General features: G+C 34.5%; 14 protein-coding genes and 1 tRNA gene. 3 read left to right on the top strand and 12 right to left on the bottom strand.

Going from position 1 to position 16,214, the window contains the following annotated elements; all coding sequences use genetic code 11:
- Nucleotides 1-656: 656 nt before the first annotated feature.
- The 7 genes from ACE38P_RS01565 to rpsD all read right to left on the bottom strand — a co-directional run bounded on the left by ACE38P_RS01565 (nucleotide 657) and on the right by rpsD (nucleotide 3,923).
- Nucleotides 657-1,082, bottom strand: a complete 426-nt coding sequence (locus tag ACE38P_RS01565; RefSeq protein ID WP_374699380.1) for a hypothetical protein — start codon at nucleotides 1,080-1,082, stop codon at nucleotides 657-659.
- A gap of 98 nt (nucleotides 1,083-1,180) precedes the next feature.
- Nucleotides 1,181-2,044 carry a lipoyl synthase gene (lipA, locus tag ACE38P_RS01560; RefSeq protein WP_264730772.1) on the bottom strand — a complete coding sequence of 288 codons (864 nt, stop codon included), beginning with the start codon at nucleotides 2,042-2,044 and terminating at the stop codon, nucleotides 1,181-1,183.
- Nucleotides 2,037-2,351, bottom strand: coding sequence for a 50S ribosomal protein L28 (gene rpmB, locus ACE38P_RS01555; protein WP_006012685.1), 315 nt, complete (start codon nucleotides 2,349-2,351; stop codon nucleotides 2,037-2,039). The genes lipA and rpmB overlap by 8 nt, the downstream gene beginning before the upstream one ends.
- A gap of 54 nt (nucleotides 2,352-2,405) precedes the next feature.
- Entirely contained in the window at nucleotides 2,406-2,729 is a 324-nt protein-coding gene (locus ACE38P_RS01550) for a DUF721 domain-containing protein (RefSeq protein ID WP_006012687.1), read from the bottom strand.
- A gap of 267 nt (nucleotides 2,730-2,996) precedes the next feature.
- On the bottom strand, nucleotides 2,997-3,191 hold the full coding sequence (iscX, locus tag ACE38P_RS01545) for a Fe-S cluster assembly protein IscX (protein ID WP_007302643.1): 195 nt from the start codon (nucleotides 3,189-3,191) through the stop codon (nucleotides 2,997-2,999).
- 20 nt (nucleotides 3,192-3,211) lie between these two features.
- Nucleotides 3,212-3,298, bottom strand: a tRNA-Leu gene (locus ACE38P_RS01540).
- Between the two features lie 10 nt (nucleotides 3,299-3,308).
- Complete coding sequence (rpsD, locus tag ACE38P_RS01535) at nucleotides 3,309-3,923, bottom strand: 30S ribosomal protein S4 (protein ID WP_006012690.1); 615 nt, start codon at nucleotides 3,921-3,923, stop codon at nucleotides 3,309-3,311.
- Nucleotides 3,924-4,036: 113 nt separating this feature from the next.
- Here rpsD and tkt point away from each other — a divergent pair, with 113 nt between their 5' ends.
- The gene (gene tkt, locus ACE38P_RS01530; RefSeq protein ID WP_374699379.1) at nucleotides 4,037-6,001 is read left to right on the top strand and encodes a transketolase; all 1,965 of its coding nucleotides are present in this window, start codon (nucleotides 4,037-4,039) and stop codon (nucleotides 5,999-6,001) included.
- Nucleotides 6,002-6,347: 346 nt separating this feature from the next.
- Here the strand turns inward: tkt and ACE38P_RS01525 are convergent, their stop codons facing one another.
- Nucleotides 6,348-8,429 (bottom strand): AAA family ATPase, encoded by a 2,082-nt coding sequence (locus ACE38P_RS01525; protein WP_374699378.1) that lies wholly within the window; start codon nucleotides 8,427-8,429, stop codon nucleotides 6,348-6,350.
- A gap of 286 nt (nucleotides 8,430-8,715) precedes the next feature.
- Here ACE38P_RS01525 and ACE38P_RS01520 point away from each other — a divergent pair, with 286 nt between their 5' ends.
- Together ACE38P_RS01520 and gatC are read left to right on the top strand one after the other, a co-directional pair.
- On the top strand, nucleotides 8,716-9,636 hold the full coding sequence (locus ACE38P_RS01520) for a ribose-phosphate diphosphokinase (RefSeq protein ID WP_019236386.1): 921 nt from the start codon (nucleotides 8,716-8,718) through the stop codon (nucleotides 9,634-9,636).
- The gene (gene gatC, locus ACE38P_RS01515) at nucleotides 9,626-9,979 is read left to right on the top strand and encodes an Asp-tRNA(Asn)/Glu-tRNA(Gln) amidotransferase subunit GatC (protein WP_010401704.1); all 354 of its coding nucleotides are present in this window, start codon (nucleotides 9,626-9,628) and stop codon (nucleotides 9,977-9,979) included. Before ACE38P_RS01520 ends, gatC begins: the two co-directional genes overlap by 11 nt.
- A 76-nt stretch (nucleotides 9,980-10,055) precedes the next feature.
- On the opposite strand, the gene tnpC is transcribed toward gatC, so the two are convergent.
- The 4 genes from tnpC to dnaJ form a co-directional block, all read right to left on the bottom strand.
- On the bottom strand, nucleotides 10,056-11,438 hold the full coding sequence (tnpC, locus tag ACE38P_RS01510; protein WP_374699286.1) for an IS66 family transposase: 1,383 nt from the start codon (nucleotides 11,436-11,438) through the stop codon (nucleotides 10,056-10,058).
- A gap of 46 nt (nucleotides 11,439-11,484) precedes the next feature.
- Nucleotides 11,485-12,765, bottom strand: a complete 1,281-nt coding sequence (locus ACE38P_RS01505; RefSeq protein WP_374699822.1) for a protein TolB — start codon at nucleotides 12,763-12,765, stop codon at nucleotides 11,485-11,487.
- A 446-nt stretch (nucleotides 12,766-13,211) separates the two neighbouring features.
- A complete protein-coding gene (locus ACE38P_RS01500; protein WP_374699377.1) occupies nucleotides 13,212-14,846 on the bottom strand; it encodes a ribonuclease J in 1,635 nt (544 codons plus the stop codon).
- A gap of 169 nt (nucleotides 14,847-15,015) precedes the next feature.
- Nucleotides 15,016-16,134, bottom strand: coding sequence for a molecular chaperone DnaJ (gene dnaJ, locus ACE38P_RS01495; protein ID WP_012481762.1), 1,119 nt, complete (start codon nucleotides 16,132-16,134; stop codon nucleotides 15,016-15,018).
- Nucleotides 16,135-16,214: the final 80 nt, after the last annotated feature.

Here is a 16,214-nt window from a genome sequence, read left to right as displayed (position 1 = left end):
TTTTTTACCGTTACCTTCTACATAAAGTGAGGTGAGATTTTTGAGTGCTATATCTCCTCCATAGTGGTGGCGCCACACTCCAACAATGTTGTTGTTTTCTACATTTAATAAAGTAAGATTTGGGAGACGTTTGCTGCCAATCAAAAATGCAAAACCTCTGTCTCCAATGTTGTTATTACTTATTTCAAGTAAAGTAAGGTTTTTTAGATTGCCTTGACCTATATATCCTGCACCTTCAAAACCGAGTTTATTGTTCCTTAGAGTGAGCGAAGTAAGATGTGTAAGTTTACTTAACTCTTTTACATCTTTACTATCAATCTCTACATTTATTAAATTAAGCTCGTTAATGCCTTTTTTACTCTGTAGAAAGTTTGCTAGCTCTCTTATATCAATTTTAGCACTTACATCTGATATTGTTAAAGCTTTATCATGTACATATCCACTAAAACCCACCTTACCCTCTGTTAATATACTATGTAAATATTTTAACTGGCATCTCAGTAGCTGTCAATTGCTTATATAAGATCTTAAACAGCTGGTTTAGGTGCTGTAAAATTCATACTTTTTGTGATCAGCTAAGTAAAAAGTCAAGCCTAGGGCAACTCACTAAGCTTTTCTGATTTATTGTGATACAGTTCTTGAGTTTTTTTCTTCCTTTACAAAAGAATTACTAAATCCTTTAAAGTTTTACCAGGCTTTTCTAGCAATTCAGGTTTAAGTAAATACTCAAGTTCATATATTGCTGCTGTAATTGCTATAGCAGCTAAAGCTGCAATTAAAAATGGTGAACTTATTTCTTCTGTTATGAGTGTTAAAGTTATTAAACCTCCTAGAAGCCCAATTACTGGTGGAGCAAAAATTGCTGCACCTCTCTTCCATAATTGTGGTTTTTTATTGAGCTCATGTTTTTGTTTCTCTTTCTTTTCTTTGTATCGTTTACATGCTCCTTTTTTTCCTTCAAGTGGAATTTCTTTAACTTGGACTTGCTGACAAAATGTGACCTTTTTTTTTGGCTTTATTTTGTCAGAAATAGAAGATTTTGATAACTCAGTGTAGTCAACTTTTTCGTTAGAATCACCCATAACTTTTTCGCTTCATCAATACCTATATTAAATTATATTCTAAATAAAGTCAAGATATTAATTACTATATTAAACTGTACTCTGAAAAAATTAAGATATTAACTACAAGCCTTGAGCCTGTTAAAATCTTCTTCAGCGTGGTACGATGACCGAGTCAATGGGCTTGATGCAACTACCAAAAAGCCTTTGGAATAAGCAATATATTTATAATGCTCAAACTCTTCTGGAGTAACATATCTATCAACCTTTACATGCTTTGGAGTTGGTTGCAAATATTGACCAATTGTAATGAAGTCAACTTCGGCGCTACGTAAATCATCCATAACCTGAAAGATTTCTTCTTTTGTTTCTCCAAGACCAACCATAAGCCCTGACTTCGTGAAAAGTTTAGAATTAATCTGTTTCACCATCTTTAGCAAATATAGTGAATGAAAATAACGAGCTCTTGGTCTTATTTTTGCATACAGCCTTGGCACTGTTTCGATGTTGTGGTTATAAACATCAGGTGATGCAATAGCTATTGCTTCAAACGCTCCTTTCTTATTTAAAAAATCAGGAGTGAGGATCTCTATTGTTGTTTCCGAAGTTATCTTTCTAATTTCTTCTATACACCTTATAAACTGATTTGCACCACCATCTGGTAAATCGTCACGGTCAACAGAGGTAATGACAACGTGCTTTAAATTTAACTTTTTTATTGCTTTTGCTAAATTTTCTGGTTCATGAGGATCGAGCTTATCAGGAATGCCAGTTGCAACGTTGCAAAACGCACAAGCACGAGTACAAACAGAACCGAGAATCATCACAGTAGCATGACGTTTATTCCAACATTCACCAATATTTGGACACGCAGCTTCTTCGCATACTGTATGTAAGTTATGTAGCTTAACAGTATTTAAGGTTTCATTGAATACTTTACCAGCTGGAGCTTTTGCTCTGAGCCATGTAGGCTTACTATGCATTTGAAACAGCTAGCTCTACCTCTTGTTTTGCTAAAACTTTCTTTAATCTTCTTTTTATCTTTTGCGCTTCTTTACTTAGTTTAATTGTTTTTGTGTTGAGCAAGAAAGCATCAAGATCACCTTTGTAATCTATAGTTCTTAAAGTTCTTGTCGCTATACGAAAGCTAAACTTTTTGTCTAATATATTACTCGTCAATGTAACTTTATGTAAATTTAAGAGAAAGGTACGCTTTGTTTTACGATTTGAATGCGATACCTTATTACCAAAAGACTTTTTTCTATTTGTTAACTCACAAATTCTACTCACTTCAATATACCAATTTATCCTATGTAACTAGGTTAACCTGATATAGTTAAATAGTCAACTCCCTTGCTTGATTTTTATACCGTATACTGCTTTATAGCCAAAAAACACTGTAATTTTTTCTATTACAAGAGAAACCATATGCTGCATTTCTAATGCTTTACTGCCATTTGTTACTAACAGATGCAGAACACCAGAATTTACGTTTTGTGCGTATGAGATCTTTTGTGGTTTTGTACATTCTGCTAATTCCTCTCCAACTATACTTTTCCAGTTTAAAATAAGACGTATTTCATTTTTGCTGATCTTATTTTTCATGCATTTTAATGCATAGTTTTCTATTATAGATTTTAATTTCTTTGGCCCGCTATATTTAAACATCTTTCCAGTGCTTAAAATTAAATTATATTACAACTTTCTTATACAAAAAACTAACTTATTGTTTTCATAATCCTCGGCCTCACACATAAAAAGCAGTATTTATATATCTAGCATTTGCCAGAATTTTGTGTTTCCTACCTTGTAATCATTTTTAATTTTAATTTGTTAAATTATTATGAAGCTAATTAAAATTCGAGTAAAGTATAGTATTTCCAAGAAGATTATCTTTTTACTGTATGCAGTAATTTTCTTATAGCTATCTGTTTTTTAAGATCTTTCTGCAATCCAAGCTGCTTGAATGGCCTCTAATATTTTTTCATTACAATACTTTTCATCATCATCAAACTCCTCTAAATCCAAGACTTTTCTTTTAAGTTCAGTGAATCTAATACTAATTATATCTTCATTTGGAAATTTCTCTTCTAGAGCTTCTGCAATATCTTCTATATCAAGCCATTTCATACTTTTTTAATAAATTAAACTGGTGCCCATGGGGAGACTTGAACTCCCAAGGTCGCAAAACCCACGGATTTTAAGTCCGCTGCGTCTACCGATTCCGCCACACGGGCCTTATGTTGTTTATCTAGAGTAAAATTCTACTACTAAATTGACTTCCATGTCTGCTGAATAGGGGACTTCGGAATATTGAGGCGCTCTCAAATACTTCACTGAAAGTGCTTTGCTGTCTGCCTCTAAATAATCTGGAGCCTTACGTTCTTGTTTTTGTTCAGCCTCTATTAATATAGGAATTTTTGCTGCTCTTTCCCTTATTTTTACTATATCACCAGGCTTCACTCTATAACTTGATATGTTAACCACCTTATCATTAACTGTAACATGTTTATGAGATATAAGCTGTTTTGCCGAGTAAATTGTTGGCACAAAACCAGAGTGATATAAAACAGAACTTAACCTTGATTCTAAGGCACCAATAAAATTATCAGCCGTATAACCCTTTCTTTTGTAGGCATCTAAAAATGTACGTCTAAGCTGCTTACTTGAAATTGCATAGTAGAACTTAAATTTTTTATGTGCAGCAAACTGCTTACCAAAATCAGATAACTTCTTAAATCCAAGAATACCATGCTGACCTGGAGGGTATTTTCTTTTATTGACCGAATCTTTTGCTCTACCCCATAAGTTTACACCAAGCCTGCGACTGATTCTATACTTTCTATTGATAACAGTTGTCATACAAAAATTCTCACAATCTAACTATAAATTATTAATGATTTTAACATTAAGTGTCAACTTGTTTTTGCCACTATGATATAGTATACTTCACTTTTAAGTTTTCCTATTAATACATGAATCATCTACTACTAAAATCCATGGCAAATGCTGTCCGCTTTTTATCAATTGATGCAGTACAAAAAGCAAATTCTGGACATCCAGGTATGCCACTTGGCATGGCAGATGTTGCCACTGTATTATTTGCTAAATATCTAAACCATAACCCTGATGATTCTCAATGGATCAGTAGAGATCGTTTCGTCCTATCAAATGGTCACGGTTCGATGCTGCAATACTCTATATTATATCTGACAGGCTACATTAGTATAGATGAACTAAAAAACTTCAGGCAACTTACATCAAAAACTCCAGGTCACCCAGAATTTGGCTTAACTTCTGGTATAGAAGCAACAACAGGCCCGCTTGGTCAGGGATTTGCCACTGCTGTTGGCATGGCACTTGCTGAATCGATTCTTGAAAAGCAGTTTGAAATCAGTCACTACACTTATGTAATGCTAGGAGATGGTTGTCTTATGGAAGGTATAAGCCATGAAGCAGCGTCCCTTGCTGGGCATCTTAAATTAAATAAGCTGATAGCACTTTTTGACGACAATGACATCTCTATAGACGGCTCTACTAGCCTCTCTTGCTCTGATGATGTAGAAAAGCGTTTTTCAGCGTATGGATGGAATGTTGACAAAATCGATGGGCATGACTTTGATGCTATATCCCTTGCAATAGAGCAGGCGCAAAAGTCTGATAAACCTACACTAATCTGTTGCAAAACTATTATCGGAAAATTTTCGAGCCGTGCTGGCACATCTTCTGCTCATAGTGGTGCCTTTACAGAGGAAGATGTAAAACAGATGAGAGAAAAATTAAATTGGGACTATGAACCATTTCATGTACCAGAAGATGTGAGAAACGCTTGGATAGAAACAGTTAAGAGGGCAAAGCAAAACTATACATCCTTGATCAATAAAGAACTACAAAGAAGACTTGAGAAACGTTTGCCGAATAATATCGAGAGTGATTTGGCTGATCTGAAGAAACAAATATGTAAGCTAATGCCAAACGAAGCTACTCGATCTTCTTTCGGCAGAGTAATGGAACTATTAACTAAGTCTATGCCAGAACTAATTGGTGGCTCTGCTGATCTTACCGGTTCAAATTGTACTAAATATAAGCATATGCAGATAATAGATAGTAATAATTATAGTAGCTCTTATGTCCACTATGGAGTGAGAGAGCACGCTATGGCAGCTTGTATGAATGGTATGGCTCTTCATGGTGGAATTATTCCTTATGGTGGAACTTTTTTAGTATTTTCCGACTACTGCCGCCCTGCTATACGTCTTTCAGCCTTGATGAAACAGCAGGTTATATATGTAATGACTCATGACTCAATTGGAGTAGGAGAAGATGGTCCAACTCACCAGCCAATAGAGCATTTAGCTTCTCTGAGAGCTATACCAAATCTGTATGTTTTTAGGCCAGCAGATGCAATTGAAACTTTGGAGTGCATTAGCATTGCACTTGAAAAAAAAGAGTCACCTGCACTATTTGCGCTTTCAAGGCAAAATATTAATTACATGCACTCTTATACTGACCAATTGGCCAACCTATCAAAATTTGGTGCATATATACTATGCGAATATTCAGGGAAGCTAGAAGTGACGATATTTGCTACCGGATCTGAAGTTGAAATTGCAGTTGAGGCAAGAGAAAAATTACAGGAAAAAGGTGTAGGTACAAGGGTCATTTCTATGCCGTGTTGGAGGCTTTTTGACGAGCAAAGTGATGAATATAAAGGGGTAATATTAAATAATGATAGTATTAAAGTTGCAATTGAAGCTGGAAGTGAAGTGGGTTGGCATAAATATATAGGTTCAAACGGTATGTTTATTGGCATGAAAAATTTTGGAGAATCAGCACCTTATGAAGCTCTTTATAAGCATTTTAATATTAGCGCTGATTATGTAGTAAAATGTGTTTGTGAAAACGCTTTTTATCATTCCACTGCCCATAAAATTACTTAATGAACTCAGCCAGTGCCGTTATTATGATATATATAACAATTTTACAAAAATAATATCATAAAATTCAAGAATTGCTACGTGCTAAAAAAAGCAAAATGCTGTTTATAAGAATAAATGGCAAACACTCAACCAATTTCTATTTGTAAATCAGGTGAAGTCAAACCTATAAAAAATTTGGGAGTGTTCATACGCGTCAAGAAAGGTGGTTTTTTTAAAAGAATCTTAAATTATTAATCAAAAACCACCTCACTCTACACTTCTGTCATTTTCTCTAATTTAAGCTATAGCACCAGCAAGGACTTTTTAACTTGCCAAACAGGTACAAATTTAAAAGCCTAAAAACTATCTAAACAACTACAAGATTAGTAGTTTGATCAATTTCAACATTACTAAGTGTTGTATTTGCCTTATACAAACAGTAACATCCTGCTGCAAGAAAAATTAATGCAGCTACAGCGAATGAAAGACACATTGCTAAATGAAACATTGTCAAACTTGCACCAACAGCAGATGCTCCAGATAATACAAAAGAAATAGAGGCGTAACTACCTTGCCTTTTACTATTGTTGCTTGCTCCTAAGAATTTTTCATATTTACTATTTAGCTTTTTATTTTTACCTTCAAATTGTTCTTGTAGATCTTCAAAACGCTTCTCTAGTGTGCTTTCATGTTTCTTGAGTTCGGTTGTTACCATACTCTCTAATTCACTCTTTAGTTGAGTATATTTTTCAGTGATAGTCTTTAGATTATTATCCTTTAATTGAGTGTGTTCTTCAGCACATTCAGTTATTTTAGTAGTGATAGTCTGTAGATTATTCTTTAATTGAGTGTATTCTTCAGTACATTGAGTTACTTTAATTAAGTCTTTCCTTACAGAATCTAGGCCCTGTTTTAAGTCACTGTTCCTAGAGTCAAGTTCTTCGAATTTTTCATCGTGTTCTTTCCCTAGCTTGTTAATTTGAGTTTGTATATGCTCAAATGTCTTAGTTGTTGTTTCAGCCCATTGATATATAGTACCAACAACATCTGAATTACTATTTGCAGAGCTATGACTTTCTACATTATTTTTATTACGAAGAAGACTACTAAGTGACCCTAGATCATCATTAACTTGCTCACCTTCAGGCTCTTGAGATTTCTCCTTCTTAAGACCCTTAATTGTGTTAATGAAGTTACTTGTGTCAATAATGACTTTTTCTTCATCTTTAGAATTAAGTACAACATTTTCCACTGTTTCATACGTTAAATATTCTAAGTCAGCTCCCGAGAAACCATCAGTTTCATTTGCAAGCTTTGTAGTGTCTATTGTACCTTCTAAGCATCCACTATTTTTTAATTTTTTTATATAAAAGTCCAATATCTCCTTACGCTGGAGCTTTTCAGGCAGAGGAATTTCAATATCCTTAGAGAGACGACCTGACCTAGTAAGCGCTGTGTCTAAAACATCTTTAAAATTAGTTGCAGCAATCACTGTTACACCTTCTAGTGGGTTGAAACCATCAAGCTCGGCTAAAAGCTGACTCACAAGCCTTTCGGATGATTGAGCAGCAGTAGAATTACCACCTTTGCCACGTTCTTTAGCAATACAATCAATTTCATCTATAAAAATTATACAAGGAGCATTTGCTCTTGCCTTTTTAAAAATTTCTCTTACGTACTTTTCACCTTCACCAATATACGATTTCATAAACTCAGGCGCAGAAACACTAATAAACTTTGCGTTAGCTTGATATGCAATTGCACGGGCAATGCTGGTTTTACCATTTCCAGGTGGACCATAAAAAATATAGCCTTTTTGTGGTTTGCAACCTATTTTTTGAAGTAATGCCCTCTTTACTTCTGATATAAAACCACAAATCTTGTTTAGCTCCTTTCTCAAGCTTTTTGAAATTATAATATCATCAAGTGTTGTTTTATTTTCCGATTTAGCTGGATCAAAAATTTCTATTGAAGAGTTACTTTGTGTTAATTTATTTATCAAACTATCTATTGTTCTAGAATTTTCTATACCTTTAACATTAACTTTTTTAAGACCAGCTAAAGCTTTTTCTCCTTTATCACCAATGTTGTTCAAAGCTACATCAAGTGAAGTAAGGTTTGTAAGATTACCATTAGCTAAAGCTTCTGCTCCTTCATCACCAATACTGTTCCAACTTAAATTAAGTTGAGTAAGGTTTGCAAGATTACCATTAGCTAAAGCTTTTGCTCCTTCAGCATCAATTTTGTTCCAACTTAAATCAAGTTGAGTAAGGTTTGCAAGATTACCATTAGCTAAAGCTTTTGCTCCTTCATCACCAATATAACAGCTTTTTAAACTAAGCTCTGTAATACTAAGATTGCTCTGTAAAAAGCTTACTAATTCACTTATGTTTATTGTTTTCGAGTACAAATCAAGAAAGTCGCCTTTAACAAATTGACTAAAATCCATTTCATTTCTCCATTAAATATATAGATATTTTAGCCTATATTTTAATAATTGTCAAATTTTTAATAAATCTAATGAAAAATTATAGAAAATGCTTAGCATCACAAAAAATTTACTTTATTTTTAAGTAGAAAAATAGTACGTACCTTTGTGAAAACGAGTTGCATGATAAGAAAGCTGGTGAAATGTTTCGAGTAACTTTTTCGTTTCTATGATCCACTTGGCGGCAAGAATAAAGTTTTAATCGTTCCATGGTTTCTGTATAATTTTCAAAACTTAATTGGTATATATGAAGGTAATAATAGGTAGCGCTAGTAAACGATTAGGAGATTCAATAGCAAGTGGGCTAAATGCTCAGCTATTCCCCAATCAGGTGTCAAGATTTGCCGATGGTGAGGTAAATGTAGAAGTAGCAAATGATCTACGTAATCAAGAAGTATATATAGTACAATCTCTTTCTTCCCCTGTAAATGATAACCTTATGGAGCTTCTGCTTACAATTGATGCAGCAAAGAGATCTGGAGCCAAGAGAATAACAGCTATTATTCCTTATTACGGATACAGTAGGCAGGATAGGGTTATTAAAAACAATAATATGCAATCTGCTTTAAGTGCTAAATTAACTGCAAATCTTATTCAAATAGCTGGTGCAAACAGTGTTGCTGCTATTGATTTGCATTCAAGTCAAATTGAAGGTTTTTTTGATATACCAGTTACTAATCTAAGCTGTTTTGAAGTATTTGTTAACTCTATATACAAGGAAAACTTGGCAATAGTTGCGCCTGATGTTGGAGCAATTGGCAGAGCTCGTGCTTTTGCAAAGATTTTAGAGGAAAAACACAAGTTGGATAATGATATTGTTGTAGTAGATAAATATAGAGAAAAAGCAGGTACATCTGAGGTAATGAATGTAATCGGAGAAGTTGCAAACAAAAATTGCGTCATTGTTGATGATATAGTTGACTCTGGCGGAACATTATGTAATGCAGCTCTTGCTTTAAAAAACCGAGGAGCAAAGTCTGTAGTTTCGTGCATTACACATGGAATACTTTCAGGAAATGCAGTTGAGAAAATCTCTTCCTCTTCTTTGGATAAATTAGTAATTACGGACACCGTATTTCACAAATTTGAAAAAAATGATAAGATAGAGGTTGTTTCAATTGCAAATATTTTAATTTGCTTTATGCAAGGAGGTAAAAGTGCCAGCTAGATCAACAGAAGATGTTATCACTTCGTTAATAGAATTTGCAAATAAGAGAAAAATAACAATTACTAAAGAAGAAATGCTTAAAACTGCACAGCTTGTGAGGATTAAGTTATCCGATGATGAGATTCAATACTACTCAAAAGAACTGACAATGCTGGATTGGATACATGATACTTTGTTGAAAGTTAATACTGAAGGTGTTTCTCCTATGCGTTATGGAACTATAGATAAGGATGTCCATGTACGCGATGATATTATAAATTCTCAAAACATTAAAGAAGAAATATTATCCAATACAAAATCGGAGCATGGGTATTTCGTAGTACCGAAGGTTATAAACGATTAAGATAAAGCAAGATTTATACCGATTTTATAGATCTACTTTCAAAAATAAGACCAATGTATCCGTTCAGCAGAGTGGTTTAAGAAACGATAGATAGAAGATTGTGAAAAGGGTTTAGCCTCCTCTGTTTCCATGTTAAGTATAACGAAATTATTTGCTCAAGGAATGAGTTTCCTCGTTCTGATTGTGTAAAATATGAATTTTTGCGATAAACGACATAATGCCGTATTTGCCGTTCAGCGTGATTATTTGTCAGCGGAGTATTTTCTGGGTCATCTAAAAATTTCCACATCATTCTTTCAGATTTCAAAATATTCTTTGCAACTCGAGACGCTCCAATTGCTTCAGGTAAGCGAGATATTTCCTTCAAATAATACCTTGTACGTTTTCGCAATTTCTTGGCACGTCTAATAAATCTTGAAACATCTATCTCATTTTTTAGTAAAGCTTTTTTCAGTGCAAATAACTCAGTGGCTACATTTCTCAAGTAACAGCCCAGAACTTTAACTTCAAATTTCCAACTATGCGCTAATCTTTCAAAATCCCTTGCTAAGTGTGCCCAACAGATTTGCCTTCTTTCATCAGCAAAGTAGTTGTATGCTGCATATCTGTCGGTTACTACCAAGCTATTACGATTGCAGCATACACTATTTTTTAAAACTTTCATTCCCCTTGACTCTGTCAACTTCACAAAACTTGCCGTATTGCTTGCAAACATCCAACACCAAGCGAGTTTACCTTTGTTATAATGGCTCGTTTCATCAATATGTAGAACTTTACTCCTACTTATCTCTTGTTCGATCTGCTCATACATTTTTTTGCATTTTGAAGCAACTCTATGTTCACTATTTGATATGCTACCGACGCTTATGTTCAAATTGAAGATATCATTTATGATGCTAGCTACTTCGCGCTTTGAATTTTTATAAAACCCACTGAGTGCTGCAACTACTGACTTAACCCTTGGGCCAAATGTATCTGGCGTAACACCCTCTGGTAACTTGCTACTTCTTCTTTTTCCGCATCTCTGACAACGGCCATGTTCCAACTGATATTCCATTACATAAGCCTTAATCTCCGGAAGATCTACTTTCTGATGAATATAAGGTTTTTCGCATATTGCAATCTTCCCTCCGCATTCGCAAGTAGGTGACAACTCTATCTTTATCACCTCATCTGCTTCCATTTTAGCACGATAATTACCCTTATGCCCAACTTGACCACCAATCTTTCTTTCGCTTTTTGGCTTTTCCTTTTTCATTTTGTATAATTCTTTTGAATTGGGAATTGATGAGTTTTTTGAATTTAAACCTAGCCTTTCCTTTAATTCAGCGTTCTCTATCTTTAAAGCCTCATGCTCTGCTTTTAAACTTTCATTCTCTCTTTCCAATCTTTCTATTTTTGCTTCTAACTTTTCTATTTTTTGCTGTAAATTTTTGCAGAGTTCTAAAAGGTTTACCATATTACCTCATATTTACCCTATGATTATCTTTATTATCTTGCTTTGTCTACCTTATTTTGCCGCTCTGCTGAACGGACACAGACCAATCTGGTAAAGAAGCATTCGTTGGAGTAAAAACCATTTTTTGATTTTTCTTTACTAAATCTACTAAATATAATTTAGAGTTGCTTGGTGATTCTGCGTTAGTAAAGATAATTTCTCTGCCATTTGGTAGCCATGCCGGAGATTCAATTTTATGTCCCTCTGAAAGCAAGCGCTCTTCTTTGCCATCTGGCTTCATAACTCCTATGTAAAATTTTCCTGACTGAATTTTTGTAAAAGCTATCAGATCTCCTTTTGGCGACCAAACAGGTGTAGCATATCTTCCATTTCCAAAACTAATTCTCTTGGGTTTTTTGCTTTTTTTAGTGAAATCTATGATATATAGTTGCTGACTTCCACTTATATCAGAACTAAAAACCATGTACTTTTGATCTGGAGACAAAGAGGGAGAAGTACTTATAGCTGAACCTTTAGTAATTTTTTTTGTTCGTTTACTGCTTAAGTCTAGAGATAATATATTTGTTTCACCACTCAATGAGTGGGAAATAAAAAGAGATTTACCATCAGGAGAAAATCTTGGTGCAGAAATAACTCCTTCAAATGCGCTGATTATTGATTCAGTGTTATCTTTTAAATTTTTTAATATTATATAACTTTTACCATTTGTGTATGAGATATAAACAATACCCTTTCCATTTGGTGAAAATCTTGGTGTTGACACAAATTTCTCACCATTTGTTAAGTACTTTATATTACTTCCATCTTGATTCATCACAGCAATTTTACGGACGGATTTGTAATTGCTATCTTTTTCTTCAGCGATATATGTAATTTTTGTATTGAAATGCCCTTTCTCACCAATCAATCTATCATGTATCACATCTGAAACAAGATGACTAATTTTCCTCCAGTCTTTTGCTAGAAAAACAACCGACTGAGTAAGTAATTCTCTGTTTGTAAAGCTGTCAGATAAACGAAAAGATAGCTCTAAATTTCTGTTTGATACTTCACTTAAACTTACTGTGACTACAGTATCGCTTTTCCAAGACTCAACTTTCGTGTTACGTTTCACATTAAATAAGCCACAATTAGATAGATTTGTTTCAATTACTTTTGTGATGCTTTCACTTAGCTCACTTTCCACTTCTGTCTTGCATGCACATTTAGATACAACAAGATCAATATTACCAATATTGCTTTTTTTTATATCAACATATAAAACAGCTTTTGTGGAATAAGGAATAAATAACGAAATAAATAACACCAGTTGAACGAATAGCTTCATTAGATTTCTTGTATTACCTCCTGTCATCTCAGCAAATAGCTTACTTTTGAAGTTAAACTGCATGACAGTAGAGTAAATCAATTTCTGCAGTACTTGACACTGGAATCCAGAAATTTGACTGCAAGTAAGTGCACTGAGGTGGCAAGCATAAAAGTAGCTGTTTTATTCTAAAATAAACGTCTTTGACAAGGTTGCATGAAAAACTGGATTCCAGTGTCAGAGCACTGGGATGACACTCTACTGGTGGAGATTGCTCTAAAACTACAATGTTTGCCTGGGCGTTGAGATGGCACCCTTCTGGTAGATTCAAATCACAATGTTTGTATAGTTGTGTGATCTGACACTGATTTTTTTTTACGGATTCCAGTATTGCATGCTGAAATAACATCAAAGAATACATTGTTAACTTCTTACTCAAATAATGGTTAATAAAAAGAGGTATATTTCTATACCTGTTCTATTTGGACTTCAATTATAGGTCTTTTTAGTAAATATTCCTTTAAGATACTAAATATTGAACTTTCAATCTTATTTCTTATTTTTTTTATCGGTTGTGGACTAAATGCTGACTCAACCTTCTCTATGATCTTTTGCATAATGGCTGCATCTTCTTGCGCTTCGAAAACACCAGGTGCAAATACTTTTGGCTTAGCGAGCAATTTGTTTTTCTTATTCACAATTGCTGTTACTACAATAACCCCAGCATCTCTCATTCTCTCACGCATCTTTATAACGCTGCATTCTGGATGGCGTAGCAACGTACCATCAATACCAAAGTAGTCAACATCAATTGAACTAACTTTTTCTCCATTCTCCAAATTAACAATATCACCTGGTGCAATCATTATTGCTTTTTTCACACCGCACTCTTTAGCGAACTTTACATGTGCATCCGTATGAATATACTCACCATGAACTGGAATAGCTATCTTAGGTTTTATCAAAGAATACATTTCCCTTAGCTCTGCTTTTACTGGATGTCCGGAAGCATGAACATTCTCTGTTTTTTCAGTAATAACTTCCACTCCCATCTCAATAAAGGCATTGAGCATGTTATGTGCACGAGTTTCATTGCCAGGAATGATTTTTGATGAAAAGATCATGGTATCACCTTGCTGCATTTTAAATGCTTGATGACTCTTATTAGCAAGCCTTGAGGTTGCTGCCAGTGGCTCACCTTGACAACCTGTGCAAAGTAGCACCAGCTTTTCCCTTGGAAAATTTACTGCCTCCTTTGCTTCTAGAAACTCAGGAGAATCAGTTAAATAACCACTATCCTGAGCAACTTTCACTATTCTCCATAAAGATCTGCCAAGTAAAACCACTTTTCTATTTAGTGCTTGTGCAGCTTTAGCGATAGTCTCAATTCGCGCCACATTTGAGGCAAATAGCGATACAGCAATCAATTTTTTAGACCGCTTTATTATATTGTAAATATTATCATAAATTTCACTTTCTGATTCAGGGTCGTGTTTGCTCAGTATGTTTGTTGAATCACAAATTGCTGCAAGTAGATCACCTTTATCGCCAATTTCTTTTAAACGCTCTATATTAGAAATTAATCCAACAACAGGTTTTGGATCAGATTTCCAGTCCCCAGTATGAAGTGCACTACCTGCTTCAGTGCTAATTAATATTGAATTTGCTTCAGGAATTGAATGAGTTACATTTATAAACTCAACGGTAAAAGGACCCAAATTTATGCTGCCATTTATGTCCACCTCTTTCAAAGGCACTATACCTTCCAATCGAAATTCTTTCAATTTTTCTTTGAGAAAGTTAACCGTAAACTTTGTTGTATATATGGGACATTCTAACTCTTCCCACAGATGAGGCACTGCACCACAGTGATCTTCATGTGCATGTGTAATTATTATTCCAAGCAAATCTTTTTTTCTTTGAGCAATAAAATCTACATCAGCGATGAGCAGCTCAACACCTGGCATAGTTTCATCTGCAAAACCGATACCAAGGTCGATCATAATCCACTTGCCTTGATAATGATATAGGCTAACGTTCATCCCGATTCTTCCTACTCCTCCAAGAGGAAGAAATAAAAACTCATTTTTGTTTATGTTCATTAATTTTAAATTATTAAAATGCGAGGATAGCAAAACTTCGACCTTAAATAAAGGAATTTATCACTTTTGCATAACTTAAAAAAATCTTTTCACTAAAAGAGAAGGCTTTCAAATTGGTAAAAAGAATTAAGTGTATACAGCTACCTCTTTATATCATTTAGCAAATTTCTCATTTTTTTTTTACTTTTCCAAAGAATCCTTCAGATTTCTGCTCTACACTTTCATGTTCCTCTTCCTCAAGCGCTTTTAATAGCTCAATCTGCTTTTGGGTTAAATTCTTTGGATTTAAAGTCTCAACTATTACCTGTACGTATAAATCACCACGAGCATGTGAGTTCATATATGGCATACCCTTTTCCCTACAACGTAGTTTGGTACCAGTTTGAGTGCCTTCAGGGACCTTTACTTTTATTTTAGCTCCATCAATTGATTGAATATCGATTTCACCACCAAGTACTGCTAGTGTCATTCTTATAGGCACTTTACAGTGTAAATCTGCTCTATTGCGAGTGAAGATCTGATGAGTAGCTATTTTCACACATACGTATAAATCTCCGCTTTTTCCACCTCTTGCTCCAGCTTCTCCTTTACCACTGACCCTTACTTTAGCTCCTTCTTCTATGCCTTTTGGAATTGAAACGGAGATATTTACTTCATCTCTTTTACGTCCACTTCCACCGCATTTCTTACATTTATTTTGTATTATTTCTCCTTCCCCATAGCATGTAGTACACGTTCTTTCAATGGTAAAAAAGCCCTGTTGAGTTCTAATTCTACCGCTTCCCTGGCATGTGTTGCACTGAACTGGTTTGATTGCTCCTTCGCTACCTGTGCCTTGGCATGTATTACATTTTATATTTGTCACATAATGTATAGGTGCTTGTATTCCTTTAAATGCATCTTCCAAGGTAATTTTAAGGTCGTAGCGCAGATCTGCTCCAGATACTCCTGTTGTACTTCTTTTTGTTCTTGACCTACTTGTACTGCCGCCGAATCCTCCACCAAAAAAATCGTTAAATATATCGCTAAAATCCCCTCCAGCTTGGCTGAAATCAAATCCACCGGAAGCACCATCGTGACCATAACGATCATAACCTGCTCTTTTTTCAGAGTCAGATAGAACTTCATATGCAGCTGTTACTTCTTTAAATTTTTCCTCTGCTTCCTTATTACCAGGGTTTCTGTCAGGATGATATTTTAATGCTAGTTTTTTATATGCTTTTTTTATCTCGTCAGTACTAGCATTTCTGCTCACTTCTAGCAGATCATAGTAGTCTTTTTTGTTCATATATAATAGCTCAGTATTTTACCTTTAAAGATAGGTATTACATATATGAATTTCAAGTATGACCTCTATTTCCTATAAAA

Source organism: Wolbachia endosymbiont (group A) of Limnophora tigrina (assembly GCF_964263225.1).
Classification (GTDB): Bacteria; Pseudomonadota; Alphaproteobacteria; order Rickettsiales; family Anaplasmataceae; genus Wolbachia.
The sequence above is the reverse complement of the archived record's forward strand: the minus strand, read 5'-3'. Positions and strand labels throughout refer to the sequence as shown.

Bases quoted from the DNA above. Each gene is read 5' to 3' on its own strand.
- ACE38P_RS01565 (WP_374699380.1), bottom strand. From the start codon at position 1,082: ATGGGTGATTCTAACGAAAAAGTTGACTACACTGAGTTATCAAAATCT.
- lipA (WP_264730772.1), bottom strand. From the start codon at position 2,044: ATGCATAGTAAGCCTACATGGCTCAGAGCAAAAGCTCCAGCTGGTAAA.
- ACE38P_RS01550 (WP_006012687.1), bottom strand. From the start codon at position 2,729: ATGTTTAAATATAGCGGGCCAAAGAAATTAAAATCTATAATAGAAAAC.
- iscX (WP_007302643.1), bottom strand. From the start codon at position 3,191: ATGAAATGGCTTGATATAGAAGATATTGCAGAAGCTCTAGAAGAGAAA.
- rpsD (WP_006012690.1), bottom strand. From the start codon at position 3,923: ATGACAACTGTTATCAATAGAAAGTATAGAATCAGTCGCAGGCTTGGT.
- tkt (WP_374699379.1), top strand. From the start codon at position 4,037: ATGAATCATCTACTACTAAAATCCATGGCAAATGCTGTCCGCTTTTTA.
- ACE38P_RS01525 (WP_374699378.1), bottom strand. From the start codon at position 8,429: ATGGATTTTAGTCAATTTGTTAAAGGCGACTTTCTTGATTTGTACTCG.
- ACE38P_RS01520 (WP_019236386.1), top strand. From the start codon at position 8,716: ATGAAGGTAATAATAGGTAGCGCTAGTAAACGATTAGGAGATTCAATA.
- tnpC (WP_374699286.1), bottom strand. From the start codon at position 11,438: ATGGTAAACCTTTTAGAACTCTGCAAAAATTTACAGCAAAAAATAGAA.
- ACE38P_RS01505 (WP_374699822.1), bottom strand. From the start codon at position 12,765: ATGAAGCTATTCGTTCAACTGGTGTTATTTATTTCGTTATTTATTCCT.
- ACE38P_RS01500 (WP_374699377.1), bottom strand. From the start codon at position 14,846: ATGAACATAAACAAAAATGAGTTTTTATTTCTTCCTCTTGGAGGAGTA.
- dnaJ (WP_012481762.1), bottom strand. From the start codon at position 16,134: ATGAACAAAAAAGACTACTATGATCTGCTAGAAGTGAGCAGAAATGCT.